Source organism: Paenibacillus sp. WLX1005 (assembly GCF_046603685.1).
Taxonomy (GTDB): Bacteria; Bacillota; Bacilli; order Paenibacillales; family Paenibacillaceae; genus Saccharibacillus.
On sequence record NZ_CP176756.1, the window covers coordinates 1,978,708 to 1,991,911 of the forward strand.

The following is a 13,204-nucleotide window of genomic DNA, read 5'->3' on the forward strand; positions in this document are numbered from 1 at the left end:
TCTCGTTTGGGAGTTGCATATGTTGAACATTACAAATGCAATCCAATTTGAGTTTTTCGACAGCATTTGGTGTATAAAACTTGCTTAATAGGCTAATGTATGGGAAAATTTCACTAACACAATCCAATGTTGACTGCATACAGTTGACAATGATCGAACTCATATTTATACTTTCGGCAGCTCTGTTGCTGGAGAGATAGGTCTACTTTTCGATAAACGGAACAGTTGGATTGGAGGGAATTTACTTCGTGTATATCGTGCAATCCATTGTTCAGGTGCCGGAAACCAAAACGGAAGATGTGGTACAGATTTACCGTGGCCGGAGCAGATTGGTGGATCAGCAGCCGGGATTTGTATCTTTTCAACTTCTTCAGAGTGAAATTGCACCGGGTGAACTCATTGTACAAATAACCTGGCAGAGTAAAGAGCATTATCTTGCCTGGGTGAAAAGTGCTGACTTCCAGCGCATTCATACGTTGGAACGTCAATATCCGGACCAGGAGTTAGCAGATAGTAAGCCTACTGTGAAGCGTTATCTGGTACGTGCGGAGTAGACCCCGTTAGGACGGGAGGTGTCCGCGATGGCGTTACAGGAAAAAGGAACAGCAGGCGAACAATTAATTATACAAGCGGATCGATTGGCTGAGCAGGTAACGATGATGCAATATCTCAAACAGCCAGATCTGTATCAACGATTTGGAGCCAAGGGTAGAGACAGAACGAAACAGGATTCTTTGTACAGCCTCAGTTATTTGGCGGAAAGTGTACTGATGAGAAGCCCTGCGCTGTTCATGCACTATATCTCTTGGCTCAAGCTGCTTTTGAGTGGGTATCGGGTGACGCAGGAAGATCTGATCGTTAATCTGATGGCGATTCGTGGCGTGCTGCATGATCATTTTGAACACCGCGATAAGCAGCATGTGCTTCAGTATTTGGATATGGGGATTGATCATGTAGCTGCGGAACAGACCCAGATCTCTTATATATCGGAACTGGCACCGTATGGTGACAAGGCGGCAAGCTATCTGGAATGTCTGCTCGCTGCTGACCGTAAGCAGGCGTATGAAGGAATCGTTGCATTACTTGAACAACATGTACCGATCAAGGATGTGTACATGCATATTTTCCAAGCTGCGCAGTATGAAGTGGGACGCCTGTGGCAACTTGGACGAATCAATGTAGCGCAGGAGCATTATTGCACGGCTACAACCCAGAGTATCATGTCCCGACTGTACCCGTACTGGTTGGCTGCTCATCCAAAGGGCGGCACGCGAAGACTCGTCTCTGCTTGTGTTGGTAACGAGCAGCATGAGATGGGAATTCGAATGTTAACCGATTTTTTTGAAATGGAAGGCTGGGATACGTACTATCTGGGTGCGAATGTGCCCGATCACAGTTTGCTTCAATCCATTGTAAGCTATCGTGCTGATCTGATCGCTATTTCGGCAACGATGACATTCCATGTGCATCTGGTACAGGAATTGATCGCCACTATTCGCAGCAATGAGCATACTGCCGGCATCAAGATTATTGTCGGTGGATTGCCATTTAATATAGATCATCAGCTCTGGCAACAGGTTGGAGCTGACGGTTACGCGCCGGATGCGGATCAAGCGATTCAACTGGCTGATACTCTGGTACCTGCTGCGCGGCAGCAATAGCCAGCGTTCAGCAGAATATGGGGAAGGGAAGATGAAGGCAATGATGAATGCAGAGCATGAGATCATGGTTTTGCGCAAAACAATTGAAGATCTTTCCCACCAGATTATCCAGAGTAAGCACCAGGAAGAACAAGCGCTGTCCGAATTTTCAGCCATGAACAATGAACTGGTTAATTTACAGCGTTTGCTTGCCAAAAGTAATGCTGAATTGGAATCGGCTACGGAAGAGGCGGTGCAGGCGAATCAGGCACGCGCTCGTTTCATCGCTATTATGACTCACGAAATTCGCACGCCTATGAATGGCGTTATCGGGATGGCTGAGATTCTGTTATCGTCTGATCTCACAGAAGAGCAGAAGCGTTCGGTTATGCTGATTCAGGAATCAGCTGATCTGCTGCTAAATATGATTAACAATATGCTGGATCTGTCCAAGATGGAAGCTGGCAAAATGCAGTTACAAGAAGGCATCATCAATATGCGCTTGCTGCTGGATCATATTATTCGCCTGATTGAACCGAAAGCGAATGAAAATGAAAATGCCATTTCGGCGTTTATTGATTACCGTGTGGAGAGCGATTTGATTGGAGATGGCGGTCGTATTCGCCAGATTCTGCTGAATCTGATCAACAATGCCAATAAATTTACACGCAACGGTAAAATTGAAATCAGCATTCAACTCAAAGAAAATCGTGCAAATCTACAAGTTCTGCACATCGAGGTTTCAGATACCGGGATCGGTATTGCGCCGGACCAGCAGAACAATCTGTTCCAGCCTTATGCACAGGCGGAACATCCACAACATCATAATGTGGAAGGAACAGGACTTGGTCTGTCTATCTGCAAATCGCTGGTGGAACTGATGGAAGGGACTATTGATTTGAAAAGCGATACAGGAAAAGGATCGACCTTCTGGTTCGATATCCCATTGAAAAAAGGCTCAAAAGCAGTTGCCAGCTCAGCACCAGCTAGTGCTATTGGTGGTCAGGATGCACAACAGTATTCTTCAGCTTCACCACAGACTACTGTATCCACATCTGAGAGCAGAGCGACTGATCAGCATATTTTGATTGTTGAAGATAATCCGATCAATAGTCAGGTGATTCAACTCCAATTGAAGAAGATGGGCATGCGTAATATTCAGATGGCGGTGAACGGTCAGGAAGCATTGGACATTTTTCAACAGCAAGAGTATGCACTGGTGCTAATGGACAACCGGATGCCGATCATGGATGGTTTTCAGGCAACACGCAAAATCAGGGAGCTGGAACGGATGAACGTTCGTCATCCAGTGCCCATTATTGCGCTGACTGCCAATACGAGTCCAGAAGATCGTCAACGCTGTCTGGAAGTCGGAATGGATGATATTTTGACCAAACCGGTTAATCTGGAAAGTCTGACCAAAATCATGCATAAATGGCTGCCAGCGACTAGCATAACCGAAATGGTTTTGGATATGAAAGTGATTCAAGAGATTATTGAGCTGAATGACGAGGGTGACCCAGAAGTACTGCGTACACTGGTAGAGATGTTCCAAACGGAAACACCAGCCAAGCTGGAGCGATTGCAAACATTATGCATAGAGCAAAATGCGCAAGTATTGGCTGAAGCTGCACATGAACTCAAATCGGGTAGTCTCAGTATTGGCATCAATCATCTATCCCAGTTATTGTCTGAAATTGAACGCAAAGCGCTTAACGGTGATCTGAATGGTGTATCAGCGATTGTAGAATCACTGTTTCCCGCATATGAACGCGCGCGTCTGGAACTTCAACAATTGGTAACTTGAAACGATACCACAACATAGGATCTATATACCGGATACATGTGAACCTGTATGCATGAACATTGCATACAGGTTTTTTGTTTGCGTAATGGTAAGTAACTTGCTGCACATAGTGAGAAGAACATGCTGTCGCCAAGTGCTACTTCTGAAGTCAACGGTAGTTGTGTGCCAGATTGGGTAATGGATATCATACAAATTTGCAAGGTGGCATGATCCAGAGTAGCTGCCGAAAGGATGGAACAGAAGATGTGTGCATCATTTGATACAGCGAGAGAATCCGAAAACCAGTACCATCAACAATTTTATAAAGATAATAAGCTGTTTGAAGATGGCAGCTGGATGTCTCGTCCAACGCCGCTCGTGATGGAATTGCTGGAACGATTGCAGCAGTATACCCCTGCACCTCATGTGCTTGATCTTGCTTGTGGGGTTGGTCGCCATGCGATACCGGTTGCTCAGAAGCTGGAACATGGTGGTAAAGTGACAGGGGTAGATCTTTTGGAAGATGCCATTCAGCAGTTGCAGCAATATGCGGATGAATATCAAGTAGCAGATCGAATCGAAGGCGTTGTGAACGATGTGGAACATTACCATATTGAACAGCAGCAGTTTGACTATATGATCGCTACAGGCTGTCTGGAGCATCTGTCATCTGAGCAGGCACTGCGAGATACGTTGGAAAATATGCAGGAAGGTACGCGTACCGGGGGCATTCATTTTATCTCTATGACATCGTCGGTGCAACAACTGGATCAGCAGAGTGGAGCAGCGGAAGAAGGCAATATTGAGCTGAATCTGAGTACGGAGCGCCTGCTGGAGGTGCTGGATACAGCCTATGCAGATTGGAATATTCTTGCCCGCAAAGCAGTTGCACAGGCGATTGAGGAGAATAAGGATGAGAAAGAAATTGAGCTACAGGGCAACTGGGTTACCTTTGCTGCGAGCAAAGAACCGCTTCAACAGGAACCAGCATTGTTGCGACAAGTGGCACAAACAGAGTAAACTAGTCTGGTATGCCTGATAAACGGGAGGAACTGTTGTGCTTGAATTAGTAAATATTGAAATGGAAGATGAACAGCTGCGTGAATTGTTATCCTATGCTGTTTTTCCAGATGATGAAGTGCTGGATAACGTATTGGAGCAATATCGCAGCAATCCGCAGCAACGATTGTACCAATATATCGAAGATGACGAAGCGATTGGCATTATCGGTTGTGCAGATGATCAGGAGATGCCAGATGCGTTGCGAATTCGTCATATGGCGATTGCACCGGAAGAACGCGGACTGGGTTATGGACGAGGGATCATTCTGTTGCTGTTGGAAAAGGAAAAGCCTGCGCTGCTGATGGCGGAAACGGATGCGGAAGGTGTAGAATTTTACCGCAATATCGGATTTTCGGTGATGAGCACAGAGCTGGATGAAGAAACAGCAGATTCATTTCTTTGTGTGTTCCATGCGGACGAGGAAGCTGAAGAGGAATAATCTGACTCTGGCAAGCAACGTATAAACGGATGACCTAGATACATATGCTGATCTGGCTCAATTCGTTAGAAGCGTCATCTGAATGAAGCAACAAGACCGTCATACTTCGATATTGGCGGTCTGTTTGCTGTTATATTATGTTCTGTTCCATTCTCTATACTGTACCGCTATATATCCGTGTCCAACCCCAGTATAACAATGCTGCCAGACTATAACCAAAACCGAGCCAGCATACTCCATTCCATCCATACGCTGCATACACCCATGTTGACGTTAGCGCTCCCGTAGCACTGCCAATAGAATAAAAGATCATATAGCCGCCCGTTAATCGACTTCCCGCTTCAGGACGTGCAGCCAGAATCATGCTCTGGCTAGTTACATGTACCGCTTGAACTGCCAGATCGAGGATAACGATGCCAGCAATCAGCCACCAGACATGATCATACAATTGCCACATGAACAACCACGATAATACCAGCAGCGCCAGAGCGATACCGCTTGTCCGGTGCATCCAGCCACGATCTGCCCAGCGACCTGCGCGTGAAGCCGCTAGTGCCCCTGCCAATCCAGCAATACCAAGCATCCCAATTTCGCTATGTGACCATATAAAAGGTGCTGCACTAAGTGGAAAAACAAGCGTTGTCCACAACGTACTGAACGCAGCAAAGATCAACATAGCCAATACTGCACGATTTCGCAAAATAGGCAGGTCGCGAAACAGCTGCAATGTCGATAGCACGAGTTTGCCATATGATAGCTGAGCAGACGATGCAGAAACTGATCGTTCTTTTACCGGAAAATAGTAGTAGATCAAGATAGCGACAACAAGCAGCAGTATCGCTGAACATACATACACCGAACGCCAACCACTCCAATCGGTCAACAATCCGGCGATAACGCGCGCCAGCAAAATGCCAATCACAATACCACTTGTCACCACACCAACGGTACGCCCGCGCTGCGCTGGTGAGGATAACGATGCCGCTGCCGTTACGATGGTCTGAGCAACGACTGCCAGCCCACCGATCATGCCGATGCCGATCCAGAAGGTCAACGTTCCTGAAGCCATAGCGGTGCACAACAGACAGATTACCGACAACAGCATTTGTCCGGTTATGAGTAATCGTCGTGGTAACATATCGCCGAGCGGCACGAGCAAAAGTAAACCTAGCGCATAACAAAGCTGAGTGACAGTAATTATTGACCCGGATAGGGCGGCATCCATATGCAGATCAGCCGCAATTATATTAAGCATCGGATGAATATAATAAATATTAGCAACAGACAATCCACAAGCGACTGCAAATAACAGCATTAGCGGTGCCGGAAGACCGGGTGATGTAGGGTGAATAGGCGTAGTGGAATCCTGTGTGTAAGTAGTATGAGCAGAGCGAGTATGTATATCTGTTTGCCGAATCATCGTATAAACCTTCTTTCTGTACCGATTGGTATTTAATTGAATGTAACTATAATATGTCAAATAATAGATGTCAACAGGAAGCATATATTCCTTACACTTGTGTAGGTGTAGGTGTAGGTGTAGGTGTAGGTGTAGGTGTAGGTGTAGGTGTAGGTGTAAACACAGATATAAGTAATCTACTTACAGCCGATCAGCCAACGATGTATTGCATGACGCGTATCAACAGATTAGAATAAAATAAATTACTAATCGGTACAAAAAGAGGTGGAGACTATGGCGAGAAAACGCGAGTTTGACGAACAACAGGTGTTGGAGCAGGTGATGCAGCTGTTCTGGCAACAGGGATATGAAGCGACATCTATGAGCGATCTTACAGCAGCCACCGGTTTGCAAAAACCGAGTCTATACGCCGCATACGGTGACAAAAGATCGTTATTTGAACAAGCATTGCGTCGATATAATGAACAGCATTTAATACAGATACAGCAGCTTTTGCATACTGGCAAAACGGCAAAACAATCCTTTACCCAACTATTTCAACATGTACTGAACATGACTCTTGAAAATAAATACCAAAATGCAGTTCAAGATCAATATAAAGTTCATAGTACGAATGAGAATTATAGCGAACATAACAATGACAACAACGAACATTACAGTAAGGATGAAGAGCATAGTGACAATAAAGATTATGATAACGCTCAACGTATCCCCGACTATGGATGTTACTGTCTCAATACGCTGGTGGAGCTGGCTCCACATGATCAAACCTTTGCAGCCTTGACCCGTGAGCATCAAATGAAGCTGGCGGATGTATTTACAAAGCGCTTGCAGCAGGCGGTTGAGCAGGGAGAATATGCCCCAACGTATGATGCATCTGGCAATGCACAGATATTGCTGGTCAACATGATCGGTCTAACGGTATTGCTAAAAGCGAATCCTGATCCCGCATTTGTCCAGCATTCGGCAGCATTGTTACTATCTTCGTTGCTAGGCTGATTCGTTGCTATAACCTGCTATAACAACGCTCATCTATATTGCCAACAATGACCAAACAATATTCATCCATCACCTAATGCAAATAAAAATCCAATGCGTGCAAACTAGCAATATACGGCATACTTTTATCCAATTTGCAAGATAGTGCTTCCAACAAATTCTGTGTTATAATACATGACAACAATTTGAGTTTTGCGGCTGAAAGACTGCTTGTCACATCGATGTGGTCGATTGGAAACTGCATGCCATACTGTACTGTCATTTCTATACAAACAGAAGCTGTTCACAGAAAGAATTGGGGAGGAAGGGTGCTCGTATGCAATTGACTGTCAAAGAAGCGCTGGCTGTATATCCGTTATCGGAGGCGCGTCTTGTTGCGGGTGCCGGGGGGACTTCCCGGCTCATGAAGTCGGTAAATGTGATGGATGCACCGGATATTGCCGATTGGATCAAAAGTGGAGAAATGCTGTTTACGACCGCTTTTCTGATGAAGGATGATCAGGAGGAAGCGATCAAACTGATGCGGCGGTTAAATGAACGCGGTTGTGCCGGAATGGGTGTGAAGTTGGGGAGATTTTGGGATGTGATTCCGCAGGCGATTATCGAGGAAGCAGACCGTCTGCAATTTCCACTGTTGGAGCTGCCGTTTGAATTTACCTTTTCCGATCAGATGAATGCGTTGTTTCAGGTAGAGCATGAGCGCAGTACGAAGCTGCTGCAATCGGTACTGCACAAGCAAAAGCAGCTGATGCAGTTTGCCCTGAACAAAGACTCGCAAAGCAATGTGTTCTCAGCGTTGGAAGGAATTATAAAGTACCCGGTAGCGATTATCGGCTCGCGTGGTCATGTACTGTACAATAGCGGCGAAGGCAAGGAAGATGGATTGCTGCAAGGCTGGCCGTGGAAAATGGCGTTGACCCGGGTGAAATGGAATCAGGGTAGCTGTTATCGGGTTCCAGTGATGCAGCGAGATGAGCATTATGGCTTTTTGCTTGTGTTTACCGATACGGCGATTCAACTGCGCGAGGAAGAGGAATTGTTCCAGCAGGCAGCGGAAGTACTAGCTTTTCATATGGATACGACGTATCGGGAGCATATTAACCCGGGATTGCAGGATAAAATGCGTGCGTTGGTGGCGGAGCATCTGTCTCGCCGTATTTCGATTGTCGATCTGGCGCAGGGTGCGGAGAAGCTTGGTATTAGTCTGTTCAATGGGCCGTATCAATGTGTGCTGACCACACTAGAGCCGCAGGCATTTTCATCGGAAAAACGATTGGCTCAGATTCATCAGGAGCTGCAATACAATCCGTTGATGCAATTGTTCCCATCTCAGCATTTTCGGGTGGAAGAGGGTATATTGTCCATCTATACATGCCCGTCGGAACGCGATTATGGCGAGGAATTGTCTGCGTTTCTGATGAATCGTTTCGAGGATATGGCGGAGCTGGCAAGCGATGGCGGTAGTCCGCGCTTCTGGATTAGCAATATCAAGCTCAAGCCGGATTCCTTCCGCGAAGCGTATCAGGAGACAGTGGAGACGCGCAAGCTGGCTCGTCGATTCGGGATGTCGCATATGGCACTGCAATTCCATACGCTGGAATTTGCTTATGTGTTCCAGCATGTGCCGGAGCATATTATGGAGACATATTGTAACAAAGTGCTGGAGCCGCTTATGATCCGTGACAGCGATCCGAATCAGGTGCTGATGTCTACGCTGGAAGCTTTTGTTGAAAATGATGGGCTGATCAATGAAGCTGCCAAGCAGCTATATGTGCATCGCAATACGGTAACGTACCGGATGGACAAGATCGGCAGTTTGCTTCAAATGGATTTTAAAAAGACGAATGATCTGTTGAAGCTGAAAATGGTGTTCACGTTCCGTAAGTTTTTGAAGCATAAGCAGCAGTAAACCATATCCAAGTGATATACCCATGCAATCGCTCCTGATCAATCTGCTACATTGACAGAAGTTCATAGTGCTAGATGAAACACAGCTGTCCATATCTGTTATGGCAGCTGTGTTTTTGTATGTATGCACAAAGGCATGTTATGACGTAGACCAGTACACAAAGATACGCATATTGCCCTTGTCGCAGTGTATCCGCATCACACCGCTAATTTTACATACAAATAAACATCATAGCAGTAAGGCATAATTCACAAATCATAAGTACAATGTTATTTTATATAACAAAAAAATAGACCTCTGGTTGATATGTACAATAACCTGACGTACAATGACAAAAATAACAATTATAATGAGGCGATCAAAATGGCACAGCATACGCAACCATGGACGTCATGGACAAAAGAGCAATATATCGCACAATTTGGTGGACTATATGAACATTCGCCGTGGGTAGCAGAGCAGACTTGGGAACAGGCTCCGTTTACGAACTTACAGGATGTGTCAGATAAAATGAAAGCTGTCGTGGATGCAGCAGGAAAAGATAAGCAGTTGGAACTGCTGCGACAGCATCCAGATCTCGGTACACGTATCCAGATGACGGAGCATTCGCAATCCGAGCAAGCAGGTGCAGGACTCAACAATCTGACACCGGAGCAATATGAGAAGCTGTCACGTCTGAATCGCGAGTATACAGCGACATATCAGTTTCCTTTTATACTGGCGGTCAAAGGGCGCAATGCGCAGCAAATTCTCGACATCATGGAGCAGCGGAACGGGCAACCAGCGGAACAGGAGTTTGCGACCGCATTGGAGCAGGTACACATCATCGTCGGATTGCGGATGCGTGACTGGGCAGCGCAGCAGGGGCTTACAGTATGAGCGGCAAACTGACGACTCATGTGCTTGATCTCGGACAGGGCTGTCCCGCCGTTGGTGTACGAATGGAATTGTATCGGAATGGTGAAGCTCAGCCGCTACGAAGCGCTGTAACGAACAGTGACGGTCGGGTAGATCAGCCGTTGTTGAGTGGGGATGAACTGGTAGCAGGTACGTATGAATTACATTTTTACGCGGGCGATTATTATCGTCAATTAGGCGTACCGGCTGCGGAAGCTTCGATCTGGGATGTGATTCCACTTCGTTTTGTCATTCAGGATATCAATAGCAATTATCATATTCCGCTGCTTGTCTCGCCGGGCGGTTATAGTACATACCGCGGCAGCTAATATTGTTGTTCTGAAACATAGATAACTAGTATGGAGAAATGACTTCATCAGATGATTGAATCAGAGGAGGGAACCGCTGTGACGCAGGCGCTCGATTGTATCATTACAGGCGGAACGGTGGTACTGCCGGATCGTACGGAAAAGCTGGATATCGGCATTAGTGACGGAATCATCGTAGAGATTGCTCCTTCGCTGAAGGAACGACCATCGTCCCGTCTTATTCAGGCTGATGGACTGCACATATTGGCTGGTGTTGTGGACATTCATGTGCATTTTAATGAGCCGGGATTGGATGCTTGGGAAGGATTTGCGACTGGATCGGCAGCGCTCGCTGCGGGCGGAATTACAACGTATGTGGATATGCCGCTAAATGGCGTGCCGCCAACGACCAATGCAGAGCGGTTAATGCTGAAACAGCAAGCAGCCGATGGCAATTCGCATGTTGACTATGCGCTATGGGGCGGTCTGGTAGAAGGCAATACGGCAGAGCTGGAAGGTCTTGCACAGGGCGGTGTCCCGGGCTTCAAGGCATTTATGTCTGAACCTGGCGGTGATGGGGAAGACATCTTCACCCGTGCTGACGACCAGACACTGCTAGACGGTATGAAAGAATTAGCAAGGCTTGGTTATGTGCTGGCATTACATGCGGAGGATGAGCAGATCGTATCTGAGTTAGCTGCACAGGCGCAAGCGGAAGGACGTACTGGTGAATTGGATTATGCACATTCCCGCCCTATAGCTGCTGAAGTAAAAGCTGTACAACATGCGCTCCATCTGGCGCGGCAAACGGGCTGTGCCTTGCATTTTGTGCATATTAGTAGTAGGGAAGCGGTGGATGTTATTACTGCCGCCAAAGCAGAAGGTATGAATGTTACAGTAGAAACATGCCCTCATTATCTCGTACTGAATGAGCAGGATTTGCTAGATAAAGGCGTTGTCGCCAAATGCGCTCCGCCACTGCGTAATGCTGATGAGCAGGCGCAATTGTGGCAGGCGGTAGAGCAAGGCTTGATCGATATAATCGCTTCTGATCACTCACCGTGTCCGCCCGATATGAAGCAGCAAGCGAACTTTTTCAACGTATGGGGTGGTATCTCTGGCGCGCAGAGCACGTTACTGCTCATGCTGGAAGAAGGATTTCATCGCCGCGACATTGCGTTGCCCAAGCTGATGAATATGCTATCGGTTGCTCCGGCAGAGCGACTTGGACTCCATTATCGCAAAGGTCGCATTGCCACACGGTATGATGCCGATCTAGTGCTGGTAGATCTGAATCGCGGTGCTGTGCTAGAACAGGAGCATTTACTGGATAAACATCGTCAGAGCCCTTATATCGGATATGAATTTTCATCGACGGTTGTCGAGACGTTAGTACGCGGACAATCTGTCTATCGCGAACAAGACGGATTGATACCGGAAAAGATTGGACAATTCGTGGCGTATCAGCCGGGAGGTGTAACATATGGCTAAACAGACGGCAACGCTGCTGGAACAATATTGCGAACGACTGAATCCGATGCTGGAATGGCTCGCTCAGCATGGTGCTGATGCACAGGGCGGCGTCACACGCCTGTTGTATACACCGGAATGGGTGGACGCACAACAAGCACTTTCAGCTTATATGAAGGAACATGGACTGGATGCCTTTTATGATCAGGTGGGAAATCTGACCGGGCGACTGGAAGGAACACAGCCGGAATTACCAACAGTCGCAACCGGATCGCATATCGATACCGTTATTATGGGCGGTAAATACGACGGTGCTTATGGCGTTGTTGCCGGCGTGCTGGCGTTATCCTACTTGCGCGAAGCTTACGGGCAACCGAAGCGTACACTGGAAGTGTTGTCGCTTGCGGAAGAAGAAGGCAGTCGTTTTCCATTAACATACTGGGGATCGGGTAATATCGCTGGCAAGTATGATGTAAATGAATTGCCAAATGTACATGATCGCGATGGTGTATCGTTATCGCAGGCAATTCGTGAAGCCGGGTTTGGAGCGGAATCACCGTATGCTCTGGCACAACGTGAGCATGGTTCTTATATCGAATTGCATATTGAGCAGGGCTGTGTATTAGAACGTAGTCAACAGCAGATCGGTGTCGTAACTGGTATTGTCGGTCAACGCCGCATTGAGGTGCGTGTAACAGGTGAGAGCAATCATGCGGGAACGACACCGATGGGTTGGCGTAGCGATTCGCTTGCTTGTGCGGCGGAGATGATCACGATTGTTCGACGTACAGCGCTAGAAGTTGGCGATCCGCTCGTAGCGACGGTTGGTAATATTCAGCCGTTTCCGGGCGTGTCCAATGTGATCGCTGGGGAAACGATGTTCACGCTGGATATTCGTCATCTGGATAGCGTGGTGCTGGACGAATATACAGAGCAACTGCGCACTCAGTTGGTCAATATTGCTGCTCGTGATGGAATGACGCTGTTCTGGCAGGAGAATCTTCGTGCCGAACCGGTGCTGATGAATAGCGATATGATTGATGAGTTACAGCACATTTGTGAACAGGACGGCATTACTAGTCGTCAGATGCCGAGTGGAGCGGGACACGATGCCCAGATTTTCGGCAATGTCTGTCCGTCAGCAATGATCTTCGTACCGAGCCGGGATGGCATTAGCCACAACCCGCTGGAATATACAACACCGGATGATCTAATTCAAGGATTCCGCGTACTGACACAATGGTTATATCAAACTGCTTATTGAGGTGATCGTG

General features: G+C 47.1%; 12 protein-coding genes. 11 read left to right on the plus strand and 1 reads right to left on the minus strand.

Translation table 11 applies throughout. The features are described 5' to 3' along the window. The first annotated feature begins 248 nt into the window (after positions 1 to 248). From ACE3MZ_RS08580 to ACE3MZ_RS08600, 5 genes are all read left to right on the plus strand, one after another. Positions 249 to 554: an antibiotic biosynthesis monooxygenase family protein gene (locus ACE3MZ_RS08580; protein ID WP_411346024.1), complete on the plus strand. Its 306-nt coding sequence runs from the start codon at positions 249 to 251 to the stop codon at positions 552 to 554. Between the two features lie 27 nt (positions 555 to 581). Beyond that, positions 582 to 1,661: a B12-binding domain-containing protein gene (locus ACE3MZ_RS08585; RefSeq protein WP_411346025.1), complete on the plus strand. Its 1,080-nt coding sequence runs from the start codon at positions 582 to 584 to the stop codon at positions 1,659 to 1,661. 31 nt (positions 1,662 to 1,692) lie between these two features. Beyond that, positions 1,693 to 3,447 carry an ATP-binding protein gene (locus tag ACE3MZ_RS08590; RefSeq protein ID WP_411346026.1) on the plus strand — a complete coding sequence of 585 codons (1,755 nt, stop codon included), beginning with the start codon at positions 1,693 to 1,695 and terminating at the stop codon, positions 3,445 to 3,447. Between the two features lie 243 nt (positions 3,448 to 3,690). After that, on the plus strand, positions 3,691 to 4,446 hold the full coding sequence (locus tag ACE3MZ_RS08595) for a class I SAM-dependent methyltransferase (protein WP_411346027.1): 756 nt from the start codon (positions 3,691 to 3,693) through the stop codon (positions 4,444 to 4,446). A 37-nt stretch (positions 4,447 to 4,483) separates the two neighbouring features. Next, positions 4,484 to 4,927: a GNAT family N-acetyltransferase gene (locus ACE3MZ_RS08600; protein WP_411346028.1), complete on the plus strand. Its 444-nt coding sequence runs from the start codon at positions 4,484 to 4,486 to the stop codon at positions 4,925 to 4,927. Between the two features lie 154 nt (positions 4,928 to 5,081). On the opposite strand, the gene ACE3MZ_RS08605 is transcribed toward ACE3MZ_RS08600, so the two are convergent. Further along, positions 5,082 to 6,347: an MFS transporter gene (locus ACE3MZ_RS08605; protein WP_411346029.1), complete on the minus strand. Its 1,266-nt coding sequence runs from the start codon at positions 6,345 to 6,347 to the stop codon at positions 5,082 to 5,084. A 273-nt stretch (positions 6,348 to 6,620) separates the two neighbouring features. On the opposite strand from ACE3MZ_RS08605, the gene ACE3MZ_RS08610 reads away from it, so the two are divergent. The 6 genes from ACE3MZ_RS08610 to allC all read left to right on the plus strand — a co-directional run bounded on the left by ACE3MZ_RS08610 (position 6,621) and on the right by allC (position 13,194). Then, positions 6,621 to 7,346 (plus strand): TetR/AcrR family transcriptional regulator, encoded by a 726-nt coding sequence (locus ACE3MZ_RS08610; RefSeq protein WP_411346030.1) that lies wholly within the window; start codon positions 6,621 to 6,623, stop codon positions 7,344 to 7,346. A 316-nt stretch (positions 7,347 to 7,662) separates the two neighbouring features. Then, complete coding sequence (locus ACE3MZ_RS08615) at positions 7,663 to 9,255, plus strand: PucR family transcriptional regulator (RefSeq protein ID WP_411346031.1); 1,593 nt, start codon at positions 7,663 to 7,665, stop codon at positions 9,253 to 9,255. Between the two features lie 363 nt (positions 9,256 to 9,618). Continuing rightward, complete coding sequence (gene uraD, locus ACE3MZ_RS08620; protein ID WP_411346032.1) at positions 9,619 to 10,134, plus strand: 2-oxo-4-hydroxy-4-carboxy-5-ureidoimidazoline decarboxylase; 516 nt, start codon at positions 9,619 to 9,621, stop codon at positions 10,132 to 10,134. Then, positions 10,131 to 10,481 (plus strand): hydroxyisourate hydrolase, encoded by a 351-nt coding sequence (gene uraH / locus ACE3MZ_RS08625; protein ID WP_411346033.1) that lies wholly within the window; start codon positions 10,131 to 10,133, stop codon positions 10,479 to 10,481. Before uraD ends, uraH begins: the two co-directional genes overlap by 4 nt. 78 nt (positions 10,482 to 10,559) lie before the next feature. Continuing rightward, positions 10,560 to 11,951: an allantoinase AllB gene (allB, locus tag ACE3MZ_RS08630; protein WP_411346034.1), complete on the plus strand. Its 1,392-nt coding sequence runs from the start codon at positions 10,560 to 10,562 to the stop codon at positions 11,949 to 11,951. Next, a complete protein-coding gene (gene allC, locus ACE3MZ_RS08635) occupies positions 11,944 to 13,194 on the plus strand; it encodes an allantoate deiminase (protein ID WP_411346035.1) in 1,251 nt (416 codons plus the stop codon). The genes allB and allC overlap by 8 nt, the downstream gene beginning before the upstream one ends. Positions 13,195 to 13,204 lie beyond the last annotated feature (10 nt).